General features: G+C 73.0%; 17 protein-coding genes. 13 read left to right on the plus strand and 4 right to left on the minus strand.

Annotation, left to right across the window (positions count from 1 at the left end; genetic code table 11):
• Positions 1 to 71: 71 nt before the first annotated feature.
• Complete coding sequence (locus ACZ6NC_RS36700; RefSeq protein WP_465738221.1) at positions 72 to 1124, minus strand: LacI family DNA-binding transcriptional regulator; 1053 nt, start codon at positions 1122 to 1124, stop codon at positions 72 to 74.
• A gap of 176 nt (positions 1125 to 1300) precedes the next feature.
• On the minus strand, positions 1301 to 2032 hold the full coding sequence (locus tag ACZ6NC_RS36705; RefSeq protein WP_465553621.1) for a response regulator transcription factor: 732 nt from the start codon (positions 2030 to 2032) through the stop codon (positions 1301 to 1303).
• A 724-nt stretch (positions 2033 to 2756) separates the two neighbouring features.
• Here ACZ6NC_RS36705 and ACZ6NC_RS36710 point away from each other — a divergent pair.
• The 7 genes from ACZ6NC_RS36710 (at position 2757) to ACZ6NC_RS36740 (ending at position 7339) form a co-directional block, all read left to right on the plus strand.
• Entirely contained in the window at positions 2757 to 3050 is a 294-nt protein-coding gene (locus ACZ6NC_RS36710) for a MoaD/ThiS family protein (RefSeq protein ID WP_465738222.1), read from the plus strand.
• 5 nt (positions 3051 to 3055) lie between these two features.
• On the plus strand, positions 3056 to 4423 hold the full coding sequence (locus ACZ6NC_RS36715; protein ID WP_465738223.1) for a hypothetical protein: 1368 nt from the start codon (positions 3056 to 3058) through the stop codon (positions 4421 to 4423).
• A 151-nt stretch (positions 4424 to 4574) separates the two neighbouring features.
• Positions 4575 to 5291 carry an LmeA family phospholipid-binding protein gene (locus ACZ6NC_RS36720; RefSeq protein ID WP_465738224.1) on the plus strand — a complete coding sequence of 239 codons (717 nt, stop codon included), beginning with the start codon at positions 4575 to 4577 and terminating at the stop codon, positions 5289 to 5291.
• 221 nt (positions 5292 to 5512) lie between these two features.
• Entirely contained in the window at positions 5513 to 5593 is an 81-nt protein-coding gene (locus tag ACZ6NC_RS36725) for an Ms5788A family Cys-rich leader peptide (protein WP_350517234.1), read from the plus strand.
• 234 nt (positions 5594 to 5827) lie between these two features.
• Positions 5828 to 6661 carry a sulfurtransferase gene (locus tag ACZ6NC_RS36730; RefSeq protein ID WP_148643401.1) on the plus strand — a complete coding sequence of 278 codons (834 nt, stop codon included), beginning with the start codon at positions 5828 to 5830 and terminating at the stop codon, positions 6659 to 6661.
• A 40-nt stretch (positions 6662 to 6701) separates the two neighbouring features.
• Entirely contained in the window at positions 6702 to 6992 is a 291-nt protein-coding gene (locus tag ACZ6NC_RS36735) for a DUF1416 domain-containing protein (protein WP_093861460.1), read from the plus strand.
• A 65-nt stretch (positions 6993 to 7057) separates the two neighbouring features.
• Positions 7058 to 7339 carry a DUF3099 domain-containing protein gene (locus ACZ6NC_RS36740; protein WP_465738225.1) on the plus strand — a complete coding sequence of 94 codons (282 nt, stop codon included), beginning with the start codon at positions 7058 to 7060 and terminating at the stop codon, positions 7337 to 7339.
• 11 nt (positions 7340 to 7350) lie between these two features.
• Here the strand turns inward: ACZ6NC_RS36740 and ACZ6NC_RS36745 are convergent, their stop codons facing one another.
• Entirely contained in the window at positions 7351 to 7734 is a 384-nt protein-coding gene (locus tag ACZ6NC_RS36745) for a DsrE family protein (RefSeq protein ID WP_465738226.1), read from the minus strand.
• 274 nt (positions 7735 to 8008) lie between these two features.
• Between ACZ6NC_RS36745 and ACZ6NC_RS36750 the strand changes: the two genes are divergently transcribed.
• The 3 genes from ACZ6NC_RS36750 to ygfZ all read left to right on the plus strand — a co-directional run bounded on the left by ACZ6NC_RS36750 (position 8009) and on the right by ygfZ (position 10142).
• On the plus strand, positions 8009 to 8611 hold the full coding sequence (locus tag ACZ6NC_RS36750) for a heme-binding beta-barrel domain-containing protein (protein ID WP_465738227.1): 603 nt from the start codon (positions 8009 to 8011) through the stop codon (positions 8609 to 8611).
• A 93-nt stretch (positions 8612 to 8704) separates the two neighbouring features.
• Complete coding sequence (locus ACZ6NC_RS36755; protein ID WP_396325409.1) at positions 8705 to 9169, plus strand: Fur family transcriptional regulator; 465 nt, start codon at positions 8705 to 8707, stop codon at positions 9167 to 9169.
• A 10-nt stretch (positions 9170 to 9179) separates the two neighbouring features.
• Positions 9180 to 10142, plus strand: coding sequence for a CAF17-like 4Fe-4S cluster assembly/insertion protein YgfZ (gene ygfZ / locus ACZ6NC_RS36760; protein ID WP_465738228.1), 963 nt, complete (start codon positions 9180 to 9182; stop codon positions 10140 to 10142).
• A gap of 3 nt (positions 10143 to 10145) precedes the next feature.
• On the opposite strand, the gene ACZ6NC_RS36765 is transcribed toward ygfZ, so the two are convergent.
• On the minus strand, positions 10146 to 10715 hold the full coding sequence (locus ACZ6NC_RS36765; protein WP_465738229.1) for a D-aminoacyl-tRNA deacylase: 570 nt from the start codon (positions 10713 to 10715) through the stop codon (positions 10146 to 10148).
• A gap of 622 nt (positions 10716 to 11337) precedes the next feature.
• On the opposite strand from ACZ6NC_RS36765, the gene ACZ6NC_RS36770 reads away from it, so the two are divergent.
• From ACZ6NC_RS36770 to ACZ6NC_RS36780, 3 genes are all read left to right on the plus strand, one after another.
• Positions 11338 to 11961: an RsiG family protein gene (locus tag ACZ6NC_RS36770; RefSeq protein WP_465738230.1), complete on the plus strand. Its 624-nt coding sequence runs from the start codon at positions 11338 to 11340 to the stop codon at positions 11959 to 11961.
• A 74-nt stretch (positions 11962 to 12035) separates the two neighbouring features.
• Positions 12036 to 12995 carry an asparaginase gene (locus tag ACZ6NC_RS36775; protein WP_465738231.1) on the plus strand — a complete coding sequence of 320 codons (960 nt, stop codon included), beginning with the start codon at positions 12036 to 12038 and terminating at the stop codon, positions 12993 to 12995.
• Between the two features lie 180 nt (positions 12996 to 13175).
• Positions 13176 to 13391, plus strand: coding sequence for a dodecin (locus ACZ6NC_RS36780; RefSeq protein WP_465738232.1), 216 nt, complete (start codon positions 13176 to 13178; stop codon positions 13389 to 13391).
• The last annotated feature ends 30 nt before the right edge of the window (positions 13392 to 13421 follow it).

Raw genomic sequence — 13421 nt, forward strand, 5'->3', positions numbered from 1 at the left:
GGTGGATGAGGATCCGATGAGAGCGGGCTCAGAAGGCCCCGAGAAGCCCGTTGACTTCTCATAAAGCCTGGTCAGGCCGGGGTCGGCGCCCCGGTCGGGTCGCAGCCGCAGGAACGGCGGATGACCAGGCGCGACGGGAACTTGCGGACCCGTTCGGTGTCCGAGCCGGGCACCATCAGCGAGTCGTCCAGCACGAGGTCCACGGCGGCCCGGGCCATCGCGTCGCGGTCGGAGGCGACGGTGGTGAGCGGCGGGTCGGCGAGGGCGGCCTCGGGCACGTCGTCGAAGCCGGCGACCGCGAGGTCCTCCGGCACCCGCAGGCCGACCTCGCGGGCGGCCCGCAGCACGCCGATCGCCTGGTCGTCGGTGGAGCAGAAGATGGCCGGCGGGCGCTTCTCCGAGCGCAGCAGGCCGAGCGCGACCTCGTAGGCGCCGTAGCGGTGGAAGGGCGCGTCGATCAGGTACGGCTCGGTGGGCAGGCCGTGGGCGTCCATGGCGCGCTGCCAGCCCTCGACGTGGTCGATGACCGGGTCGCCGGGGGCGGGGGACTCGACCGGGCCGCCGAAGCAGGCCACGTACGGGTGCCCGTGCTCCTCCAGCAGGTGGCGGACGACGGCCTCGGCGCCGCCGACGTCGTCGGTGACCACGGCGACGTCGTCGATGGCCTCGGGGCGGCGGTGCAGCAGCACCACCTTGGCGCCCTCCATCGCGGCGAACTCCTCGGCGGCCCGCTGGGAGGGGCCCTGGCTGACCAGGATCAGGCCGGAGACCCGCATGCCGAGGAAGGCGCGGACGTAGTGCACCTCGCGGTCGTCCACGTAGTCGGAGTTGCCGATCAGTACGAGCTTGCCGCGCTCGGAGGCGGCGCGTTCGACGGCGTGCGCCATCTCGGCGAAGAACGGCTGGCGGGCGTCGGGGACGACCATGCCGATCAGGTTGGTGCGGCGGGAGGCCATTGCCTGGGCGACGCTGTTCGGCCGGTAGCCGAGCTGCTCGATCGCCGCGAGCACCTTCTCCTTGGTCGCGGGCGCGACCGGGCGCGGCCCGTTGTTGATGACGTAGCTGACGACCGCGGTCGAGGTCCCAGCCAGTCGGGCTACGTCGTCGCGCGTCACTTTGGCCACGGGTGGAGTCTACGCGTGTGGCGTCCGCCCGGGCAGTGTGAGCTCGGCTACCGGCCGATGTCCGCAGGACAGCCCGGGGCGAATGCGGACAGGCCGGGCGGCGGCACCCGCCCGGCCTGCGGTCCGGGCGTGTCTTGTGGATCAGGGCGGACCCGGCCTGATCCACAGGACACGCCCTATGCCTCCAGCGGGGCCGAGGCGCGCTGGGCGAGGTCGGGCCGCTCGCCCTTGTCCGGCTTCTCGGGCACGACGAAGCGGTAGCCGACGTTGCGCACGGTGCCGATCAGCTGTTCGTGCTCGACGCCGAGCTTGGCGCGCAGCCGGCGGACGTGGACGTCGACCGTCCGGGTGCCGCCGAAGTAGTCGTAGCCCCACACCTCCTGGAGCAGCTGCGCCCGGGTGAAGACCCGGCCGGGGTGCTGAGCGAGGTATTTGAGCAGCTCGAACTCCTTGAAGGTGAGGTCGAGCACCCGGCCCTTGAGCTTGGCGGAGTAGGTGGCCTCGTCGACCGAGAGGTCGCCGTTGCGGATCTCCATCGGGCTGTCGTCGGTGACCACCTGGAGCCGGCCGAGGGCGAGCCGCAGCCGGGCCTCGACCTCGGCGGGGCCGGCGGTGTCCAGCAGGACGTCGTCGATGCCCCATTCGGCGGTGACGGCGGTCAGACCGCCCTCGGTGACCACCAGGATCAGCGGACAGCCGATGCCGGTGGAGCGCAGCAGCTGGCAGAGGCTGCGGATCTGCGGCAGGTCGCGTCGGCCGTCGACCAGGATGACGTCGGCGCTGGGGGTGTCGACCAGTGCCGATCCCTCGGCCGGTGCCACCCGGACGTTGTGCAGCAGCAGGCCGAGGGCGGGCAGCACCTCCGCTGAGGGCTGCAGTGCGTTGGTGAGGAGGAGCAGAGAACTCATACCCGGTTAGTCCCCTTTCCGGGTCGTCGCGGTCGCGTTGCGGCTGCCGCCACAGCCGGATGGCGCTCGTGCAGGGTGGTGTCGCGCGCAGCGCGCCCCGGGAAGGAGGCGGCGGCGGGTGACGGGTGGGGGAGGAAGGAAGCCGGGTGCCCACCGGAGGACTCGCCGGCGCGCACGACGGAACGGCTTTCGCGCCAGAGGTCCCGCAACCCCTGGGACACCGTTTCTGCCCTGCTCATCCCGCGAACCTTCCGGTCTGTCCCGTGCCGGGCGGCGGCCCGGCGCCGGGTGTCCGTACACCCCTGCCGGGCCCGGGCACGTCGTTGTGCCGCGAATGGCGGGGCCGTTCCAGCGGCGCGCCGGGGGTGGACCGACGAATCGCAAGAACGTCCGTACTGGCGTCCTGAAAGCACAAAAGGATCCGGGGGCGACTCTGCCCGGATCCCTCAGGGCACGAGGATAGCCGACCGGCCCCCGCGCCGGGAGGGCCCGAAAGCGGCGGTTCGCCTATTCCGGGCGTGTCCGGGGTGAGCCTGGCCACAGCTCCGGCGGCCGCCTTCCCCCGCCGGGCCAGGGCGGTTGCCGGTCACGGCGGCGGACACGCCATCATGGGACGCACATCGGCGGCACCGTGCGCGTACACCTTTCGGGTGGTGTCCGGCCGCTCCGGTGGCGACCCGACCGGGGTATCCGGGCCGGGGCGAGGACGACGAGAGGGGTTGCCATGGGTGCGACCACGGAGCCGGCGGGCGCCGCCCGGGTGAGCGGGACGATCCGCTACTGGGCGGCGGCGAAGTCGGAGGCCGGGCTGGCCGAGGAGCCGTACGAGGCGGCGACCCTGGCGGAGGCGCTGGCCGCGGCCAGGCAGCGGCACGCCGACCGGCCGAAGCTCGTCCGGCTGCTCGGGCACTGCTCCTACCTGGTGGACGGCTCGCCGGTCGGCGGGCGCGACCACGCGACCGTGGCCCTCACCGAGGGCGGCACGGTCGAGGTGCTCCCGCCGTTCGCGGGAGGGTGAGCGGCGTGACGGATCCGAACCATGTGAACGGCGGCCCGGACGGTCGGCAGCAGCAGCCGTACCCGCAGGGGCAGCAGCCGTACCCGCAGCAGCAGTACCCGCAGCCCCCGTACGGGCAGCAGCAGGCGTACACACCCGAGCAGGCGTACGCGCCGGAGCCGTATGCGCAGCAGGGGCACGCGGCCCAGCCGTACGCCCCCGGCCAGGGTCACGCGCCGGGGCAGGAACAGTACGGTCAGCCGGGGCAGGAACAGCTCGGCCGGCAGCAGTATGGCGGGCCGCAGTACGAGCAGCATCAGCCGTACGGCCAGTCGCCGTACGGGCAGCCGCCCGTGGACGACGCCGCGACGGCGCTGCTGCCGCCCGTCCCGCCGATGGACGACGCGGCGGCCACCACGCTGCTGCCGCCGGTGGTGGTGTCGGGCGCGATGCCGACCGCAGCCCAGGCCCAGGCCCAGGCCCAGGCCCCTGCTCCGGCAGCCGCTCCCGCCCAGGCCTTCGACTCGCCGACCATGACGCTCAAGCGCCCGGTCGCCCCCGGCGCCCATGGCGCGCCGCACCACGCCGCGCCGTACGCCGCCGTGCCGGTGCAGCCGGCCCCGGCGGCCGCGCCCACCGGCCCCACCGGGGCGCCCGCGCGGGCGCCCCGGACGGGCTCGCCGATCATCGACCCGGGCCTGCAGCCCGCCCTGATCACCGCCGCCGTCGCCGCCCTGCTGGCCGGCGGAGCGGCGCTCGGGCAGGTCGCGCTGGCCCTGGTGGTCGCCGCGCTCCAGGCGCTGACGGCGGCCGGCTGGTTCCGCCTCAACGGCATGTGGCCGGCCCGCCAGGGCATCGCGCTGGCCGCGCTGGCCGGCCTCACGGCCGACGTGGCGGTGCTGCTGGCCGACTCGGACGGCGGCGCGGCGGCCGTCGCGGGCACGCTCGGAGGGTTCTTCCTGCTGGTCCTGGTCCTGCAGACGTTCCGGCCCTCGGACCCGAAGGAGCGGTTCTACGCGCTGACCGTGCTCGGTTCGGCCACCGTGGTGACGGTGCTCTGCACCACGCTGCTCGTGGCGGACTGGGTGCCGGCGGCGGTGGGCGCGGTCGCGCTGGCCACCGTGCTGGCGGCCGCGCCGCTGCCGGGTCCCAAGCAGCTGGGTCCGGTGCCGGTGGGGTCGGTGCTCGGCCTGGTCGCGGCCGTGGTGTTCGGCCTGGTCGTGGGCGCGCCGCCGGTGCTGGGCGCCCTCGCGGGCCTCGGCGCGCTGGTCGGCCGCCGGGTGGCCGGGTACGACTTCCCGTCCCGCTTCGTGCACATGACGGCGGGCGTGGCGCTGCCGCTGGCGGTGGCCTCGCCGCTGGTCTGGATCGCCACCCGTCTGCTGGCCGGCTGACCCCCGGCGCTCGCCGCCGCGACGCCCCGCCCCGGAACCATGCTCCGGGGCGGGGCGTCGTACGGTCGTGCGGGGAACGGCCCCGTGGGGCGTGCGGGACGAGAACGACGATCAGCAGGACGACAGCGACAGGCGACGACGGGGGAGAGCGATGCGCGGTTGGCTGAAGGCGACGATCGGCCTGGCGGTGCTCTGCGGCCTGCTGGTGGGTGCCGACCGGATCGCCGTAGGGGTGGCAGAGGACGAGGCCGCCGACCAGATGGTCAAGAGCGGCCGGATGAGCCAGCGCCCGGACGTGTCGATCGAGGGCTTCCCGTTCCTCACCCAGGTGCTGTCGATGAAGCTGGACGACGTCCGGATCTCGGCGGACGGGCTGACCGTGGGCGACGGGACCCACCAGGTGGCGCTGCGCTCCTTCAAGGCCAAACTGGCCGGGGTCGAGGTGAGCGACAGCATGACCAGCGCCACCGTGGACAGCGGCACCGGAACTGGCCTGATCTCGTACGCGGACCTGGCCCAGCTGCTGCCACCGGCGTCCCAGATGGTGCCGAACGCGGGCAAGCTCCCGTTGGGCTCCGGCACCCGGCTGAGCCTCTCCTACGGCGGCCCGGGCAAGATCAAGGCCTCGCTGGGCCCGCTCCCGATCGGCGAGGGCTCGGTGCACAGCCAGGGCAACACCGTCACGGCGGACGGCTTCAAGCTCAGCGGCATGGCCGGGATGCTGGCGGGCCTGGCCAACCAGCAGGTCGAGCCGGTGAGCTTCACCCTGGCCGCCCTGCCGGCCGGGCTCAAGCTGGCCTCGGTGTCGCCGCAGGAGGAGGGCCTCCAGCTGACCTTCGACGGCAATCACGTCAAGGTCATCGGCTGACCTCAGCCGGACATCCGGTCCGCTTCGTTCCGCTCCGCGAGACGCGCTGTCCAGCGCAGGCCGCGGAGCGGTGGCGTTCCTGCCCCTGTGCGGGCCTCCTGACGGCCCCTGGCCGGTTCCCGCCGTCCGGGGAATGGTCAAATCTCAGCATCCGAATCATTTGGTCTCAGGATTCGATACGCTAATGACAGCGGGCGTCCGGTGTCCCTAGCATCGTCGGCATGAAGCGACAGACGGACCTCACGAAGCGGCGGGCGGTAGACCTGTGCCGCGTGGCCGCCTGTCTGTGTCGAATGCGCTAACTCGGCTTCCTGGCAGGGCTGTTGAAGCCCGCCGCCGATTTCCCTGGTGACCTGGCCCGGCTTTTGGGGCCGGCCGTCGCCGCTGCCCACCGCAGACCACCGCCCGGCCGCACCGCGCACCCCCTCTCGTCCCAGTATTCGGACAAGAATTCGGACCGGCCGTCGCCGGGCGACCCGCAGCACCCCCCAGCAGCAGCACCTTCCGCAAACCGCCCCCGGATGGAGAACATCACCATGAGCCGCAGCGACGTCCTGGTCGACGCCGACTGGGTCCAGGCCCACCTGGACGACCCGAAGGTTGCCATCGTCGAGGTCGACGAGGACACCTCCGCCTACGAGAAGAACCACATCCGCAACGCCATCCGGATCGACTGGAAGAGCGACCTCCAGGACCCGGTCCGCCGCGACTTCATCGACCAGGCCGGCTTCGAGGCGCTGCTCAGCGCCAAGGGCATCGCCAACGACGACACCGTGGTGCTCTACGGCGGCAACAACAACTGGTTCGCCTCGTACGCCTACTGGTACTTCAAGCTGTACGGCCACGGTGACGTCCGCCTGCTGGACGGCGGCCGCAAGAAGTGGGAGCTGGACTCCCGCGACCTGGTCTCCGAGGTGCCGGCCCGCGCCGCGACCGAGTACAAGGCGCAGGCCGCCGACTCCTCGATCCGTGCCTTCCGCGACGACGTGGTCGCCGCCATCGGCAACCTGAACCTGGTCGACGTGCGCTCGCCCGACGAGTTCTCCGGCAAGCTGCTCGCCCCGGCCCACCTCCCGCAGGAGCAGTCGCAGCGCCCCGGCCACGTGCCGAGCGCCCGCAACATCCCGTGGGCCAAGAACGCCAACGACGACGGCACCTTCAAGAGCGACGACGAGCTCAAGGCCCTGTACGAGGCCGAGGGCATCGACCTGGCGAAGGACACCATCGCCTACTGCCGCATCGGCGAGCGCTCCGCGCTCACCTGGTTCGTGCTGCACGAGCTGCTCGGCCAGGAGAACGTCAAGAACTACGACGGTTCGTGGACCGAGTACGGCAGCCTGGTCGGCGTGCCGATCGAGCTCGGCAACTGAGCCACCGGCTCGAACCGTAAGTCAGAAGGGAAGACAAGACATGTGCGGTGCGAAGGCCGGCGGCCCGGACCTGGCAGGAGTTGACGTGGCGAACGAGACGATCATCCAGGGGTCCGTGACCCGAGACGGCGAGCCGGTCAACGGCTATGTCCGGCTGCTCGACGAGGGCGGCGAGTTCACGGCCGAGGTGCCCACCTCGGCGACCGGCCAGTTCCGGTTCTTCGCCCGCCCGGGCAAGTGGACCCTGCGCGCGCTGGTCCCGGGCCAGACCGTGGACCGCCAGGTGGTCGCCTCCCAGGGCAACCTGACCGAGGTCGCGATCGCGGTCTGATCCACCCCCGCGAACAGCACCGAGGGCCCCTGCCGAGCAGGGGCCCTCGGGCATACCGTGGAACCGTGCAGGGACGCCGGCGCCACCGCTACTACTTCGCCATGATGGCCGTCTGCCTCGGGATGTTCGTGCTGGCCTGGGGCGTGGTGCGGTTCTGGTCCGTGCCGGCCGCGATCGCCATGTGCGTGGTCGCGATGGTCATCCCCCCGGCCGCCGCGGTCTTCGCCAACAAGCGGGACCCGGAGGACGACTGGTGGAACGACCCGCGCTGGGACGACCCGAAGTGGGACGAGCCCGGCCACGACCGGGACCGCCCCGACCGCGAGCGGCCGCAAGGGCCTCAGTAGCCGCAGGGGCCTCAGTACACGAGCGCCTGCACGCCGTCGGCCATGATCTCGCTGACGAAGACCTGAGCGCCCGCGATTCGGACACCCTCGACGGTGTCCTTCTGCTCGATCCCGCGCCGCGCCGCGCACTGGGTGCAGAGGGTGACGGTGCCGGCCGCCAGGATCGACTCCAGCAGGTCCGGCAGCGGCGCCGCGTGCGGCAGCTCGAACTCCGCGGCGCGCCCGGGCAGCGCGAACCAGGACGACTCCCCGGTCAGCCAGAGCGAGACCTCGATCCCGCTGGCGACGGCGACCGCCGCCACCGTGAAGGCCTGCGAGCAGCGCTCGGGCGCGTCCGCCCCGGCGGTGACCTTGATGACGAGCTTCTTCGCGCTCTGCGATGCGTTCGACGACATGCCGACACCCTAGATCGCCGACGTGGTGGGGCTCACCGAGACCCGTCGACACCCGGCGGATAGAGTGAGCGCGAGCAAAATCCACCACACTGTCGCCGCCCTGGGAGCCCCCCGTGTCCGGTCTGGAAATCTTCTTCGACGGTCTGCTGGCCCTCATGGCCGTGCTGATCACCTGGTTCGCCATCTTCTCGGTGATGAAGCTGTACCAGGGCCAGCGCTGAGCCGGCTGCCGTACGGTTGAAGCAGTCCCATACCGACGACAGCGACCAGGAACATGATCGAGATCCCCTCTGACCTCCACAAGGACGTCGTCCCGCTCGCCTTCCTCCTCGGTACCTGGGAGGGCGCGGGCGTTTACGCCCCTCTGCCGGGTGAAGGGGGCCCGGGCACGGAGAAGTGCAACTTCGGCCAGGAGATCGTCATCCGGCACGACGGCCGGCCCTTCCTCGAGTTCCGCTCCCGCACCTGGGTGCTGAACGAGGAGGGCGAGAAGGTCCGTCCGCTGGAGAACGAGCACGCGTTCTGGCGCATCACCAGCAACCAGCACGGCACCAGCGGCGCCCGCGGGATCGAGATCTCCTCCGTCCGTGACGACGGCACCGTCGAGATCTGGTACGGCGAGCTGGCCGACGGCAAGCCGCAGATCGACGTCTCCACCGACGCGGTGGCCCGGATCGAGGGCTCGGCGCCGTACTCCGGCGGCAAGCGCCTGTACGGCTTCGTCAACGAGGAGCTGCTCTGGGTCGGCGAGAAGGCCGCGCCCGAGGTGCCGCTGCGCCCGTACATGTCGGCGCAGCTGAAGAAGGTGCTGAGCCCGGCGCAGCTGATCAAGGACATCAACGACCTGCCGGACGACGGCATCGCGTTCTTCCGCTGATCGCATCGGCTCATGGAGCTCATGGGTAGGGACCGGCCCCCGGCCGGTCCCTACACTTGCCTCAGGACCCCCGACCTTGGCAGGGACAGCACCGTGGCGGACACCGGCACCACCGACTGGCAGCTCTCCGGCGACTGGAAGGCCGACCTGCGCGAACGCGGCTACCGGCTGACACCCCAGCGCCAGCTCGTGCTGGAGGCGGTCGACGTCCTCGACCACGCGACCCCGGACGACATCCTCGGCCACGTCCGGCAGACCGCCAGCGGCATCAACATCTCCACCGTCTACCGGACCCTGGAGCTGCTGGAGGAGCTGGGCCTGGTTTCCCACGCGCACCTCGGCCACGGCGCCCCGACGTACCACCTGGCCGGCCGTCACCACCACCTGCACCTGGTCTGCCGGGACTGCGAGAAGGTCACCGAGACCGGCACCGAGATCGCCCGGCCGCTGATCGAGAGCCTGCGCGAGCAGCACGGCTTCGACACCGACCTCAAGCATTTCGCCATCTTCGGCCGCTGTGCCGACTGCACCGCCAAGCGTGCCGGGGACCAGTCGTAAGCTGGCCGGTATGAAGAGCCCGCTGCTTTTGCTGCCCGGTGCCGTCCCCGCCGAGGGAACCGATGAGGGCGTGGCCGCCCACTACGGCGACATCTTCCGCGAGCAACGCAACCTCGCGCAGGGCACCGGCTTCGTGGACCTCTCGCACCGCGGCGTGCTCACCGTCACCGGCGACGACCGGCTGGCCTGGCTGCACCTGCTGCTCACCCAGCACGTCAGCGCGCTGCCGCCGCAGCAGGCCACCGAGGCGCTGGTGCTCTCCCCGAACGGGCACGTCGAGCACGCGCTCTACCTGGTCGACGACGGCACCACCACCTGGGCGCACGTCGAGCCGGGCACCCTGAAGGCGCTGATCGGCTACCTGGAGAGCATGAAGTTCTTCTACCGGGTGGAGGTCGCCGACGCGACCGCCGACTACGCGGTGGTGCACCTGCCGGCCGGCTCCACCGCCTCGGCGGAGGGCGCGGCGGCGGTCCGCGAGCTGTCGTACGGGCGGGACCTCTTCCTGCCGCGCGCCGAGCTGGCGACACTGACCGAGGGCTACGGCCCGGCGGCCGGGATCTGGGCGTACGAGGCGCTGCGGATCGAGGGCCACCGGCCCCGGCTCGGCTTCGAGACCGACCACCGGACGATCCCGCACGAGGTGGACTGGCTGGCCACCGCCGTCCACCTGCAGAAGGGCTGCTACCGCGGGCAGGAGACGGTCGCCCGGGTGCACAACCTGGGCCGGCCGCCGCGCCGCCTGGTCTTCCTGCACCTGGACGGCACGGAGGAGGTGCTGCCCCCGCACGGGACGGAGGTGCGGCTCGCCTCGGACCCGGACGGCCGGGCGCTGGGCATCGTGACGTCCTCGGCACGCCATCACGAGCTGGGGCCGGTCGCGCTGGCCGTGGTCAAGCGGAACGTCCCGGTGGACGCGGTGCTGCTGGCCGGGACGGTGCCGGGGACGCAGGACGTGATCGTCCCGCAGTAGGTCTCAGACCTCGACGAGCACGGTGAACGGGCCGTCGTTCACCAGCGCCACCCGCATGTCCGCGCCGAACCGGCCGGTCTCCACCTTGGCGCCGAGCGCGCGCAACTGGGCGACCACCTCGTCCACCAGCGGCTCGGCGACGGGCCCGGGGGCGGCGGCGTTCCAGGTGGGGCGGCGGCCCTTGCGGGCGTCGCCGTAGAGGGTGAACTGGCTGATCACCAGCAGCGGGGCGGCCAGGTCGGAGCAGGACTGCTCGACTCCATCCCCGCGATTCCCCCGCTCGCCGCCGGGCGCTCCGGATCCGACGCCGACACTCGTCGTCCCGGCGTTCCCTCCTGCGTCGGTCGCTTGTCGCTGCTCGCTTTCGGCGTCGGCGCGCCCTTCGGCTCGGGGGGAGGGCGCCTCCAGCAGCCGCAGGGTCCAGAGCTTGCGGGCCAGCTGGGCGGCCTTGGCGGGGGTGTCGTCGTGCGTGACGCCGACCAGGACGCAGAGCCCGGGCCCCTCGATCGCGCCGACGGTCTCTCCGGCCACGGTCACCCGGGCCTCGGTCACTCGCTGCACCACTGCTCGCATGCGGCCATTGTGCCGGAGCGGGCCCAGCCTCCCGCGGGGCCCCCGGGCGGTCCGCGAGGAGGCCGTGAGGAGCCCGCGAGGAGACCGCGAGCCAGCCGTGAGTCAGCCGCGAGGAAGAGGTTTGCGAGGAGGCCGCGAGGAAGGCCCGTGAGGCGGGCCTCGGGCCGCGCGGAGCAGGAGCGAGGGGAGGCGCGCATGACCATGGCACGCGCCGGGTGGTGCGCGCCTGCGCTTCATCGGGCGCCGTTCTTCCTGCGGAAAGTCTTGGTCATATCAGCCACCCCCGTTCGCCAGGGGGCCGTTCGGGTGCACGGGCGGTGCACCGGCGGTGGGCGGGGTGGCACGCTGGGGAACCGTACGAGGGGTCCGGGGCGCCAGAGGTCCGCCGCGCCGGGCCCGGTTCGGCCGGGCGGTCGAGTCGATAGGTCAGGCGTTCTGGTGGTGTCGCCCCGGCGGGTGGCACCACCCGGGGGCGGGAACCTTCGGGGGCGCCCCGGGCGTGCCAACGGACGGGTACGCGCGGCGGGTGCGCGCGACGGCCCACCGGGGGACGGGCCGGACCTGCGGCAGGCGACGGGGTGCCGCGAGCGGGCGGGATCGGACGACGGCAGGTGGTTGGTTGATGGACGCGAGCAGCGCGGCGCAGGACCGGGCCGGGCGGATGCCCGAGGGCACGGAGCCGGCGGGGGACACCTCCCGCCCGGCGGCGGGCAAGGAGGGCGAGCCCGAGCTGGTCCGGCTGGGCCTGGCGCAGCTGCGGACCCTGCGCCGGGAGACCCTGGAACAGGAGGCCGACCTCTCCTATCTGCGGCGGCTGCTGCACGGGCGGATGGACATCCTCCGGGCCGAGCTGGACCGCCGGCCGGGCGCCGCCGTCCGGACGGCCGCGGGGGGCGAGATCCCGGTGGGCGGCGCCCTGCTGGACCGGCTGCCGGCCATCCTCACCGACGCGCCGTCCACGGTGCGGCGCTCCGCCCGGCACGTCACGCTGGGGCCGCCGCGCGGCCAGCAGTCCCAGCTGGAGGCGGACGAGCTGATGGGTGACGTCCAGCTGGCCGACCTGGCCGCCCGCCCGGAGGAGGAGCTGCTGGCCGCGCTGGAGAGGCTGCGGGCGCACGAGCGGGAGGTGTCCGGCCGGCGGCAGCGGCTGCTGCGGACGGCGGACGGCTGCAGCGCCGAGATCACCCGAAGGTACCGTGATGGGGAAGCGCGGGTCGAGGACCTGCTCACGGGCGGCCCGCTCTGACCGGGTGAGGGCGTCCGGGGGTGGGGTGGGCCCGGCTCGCCCCCGGCCCACCCTTGCCCCCGGAAGGCTTCCGCATGTCCCACTCCGCCGCTCTGCCCGTCCTCGCCGAGGTCATACGCTCGGGCTTCACCGAGGGCCGGCACCACGGTTCGCTGGTGCTGCTCGCCGCCGACGGCTCGGTCGAGTTCGCCCTGGGTGCCCCCGAAGCCCCGGTCTTCCCGCGGTCGTGCGCCAAGCCGTTCCAGGCGGTGGCCACACTGCGGGCGGGTCTGGCGATCGGGGGCGAGCTGCTGGCGCTGGCGGCGTCCAGCCATTCGGCAGAATCGTTTCACCGCGACGGCGTAAGGCGGATCCTGGCCGACGCCGGGCTGGACGAGTCCGCCCTGCAGACCCCGGCGGACCTGCCGCTGGACGAGACCGAGGCCGAGCTGCACCTGAAGTCCGGCGGCGAGCGCGCGCCGATCCTGATGGACTGCTCCGGCAAGCACGCCGGCTGGCTGGCCGCCTGCGTCGCCAACGGCTGGCCGACCGGGAGCTACCTCGACCCGGAGCACCCGATCCAGCTGCTCGCCCGCGAAGCCCTTCAGGAGGCCACCGGCGAGACGTCGGCACATGCCGGGGTCGACGGCTGCGGTGCGCCGCTGCTGGCCGTCAGCCTGACCGGCCTGGCCCGCGGCTACCGCGCGCTGGTGCTCGCCGAGGAGGGCACCCCGCAGCGCCGGGTGGCCGACGCGATGCGTGCCCACCCCGAGTACGTGGCCGGCACCCGCCGGGCCGACACCTGGCTGATGCGGGCGGTGCCGGGCGTGCTGTCCAAGATGGGCGCCGAGGCGGTTCAGGTGGTGGCGCTGCCGGACGGCCGGGCACTCGCCTTCAAGATCGACGACGGCGCCGAGCGGGCCCGCGGGCCGGTCCTGGCGGCCGCGCTGGGCCGGCTCGGGGTGGTGACGGCGGACGACACCCTTGAGCGGATCGGCGCGGCCCCGCTGCTCGGCGGCGGCGTGCCGGTGGGCGAGGTCCGGGCGGCGTTCTAGGGCGGCGTTCCAGGGCGGGGACTCCCGCGGCCGCCGCCGGGGTGCGGAGCGACCGGAGGCGGTGCACGGTGGACCGGGGGCCGTCGCAGAGAGGGAGTCCGCCATGAGTGAGCGAAGCGAGCGAGTCATCGAGAGGCGCGTGTGGGCGAATGCCCCCGCCGAGCGGAGCGAGGTGGACGCATGAGTGAGCACGTCTACCGGGTGACCGAGATCGTCGGGTCCTCGACCGAGTCCATCGACGCCGCCATCCGCAACGGGGTCGAGCGGGCGTCCCGGACGCTGCGCAACCTCGACTGGTTCGAGGTGACGCAGGTCCGGGGCCACCTGGAGGACGGCCGGATCAAGCACTACCAGGTCGGCCTGAAGATCGGCTTCCGGCTGGACGACGAGGGCTGAGCCGACGAGGGCCGAGCCGCCGAGGTCCTT

Source organism: Kitasatospora sp. NPDC041988, assembly GCF_055588525.1.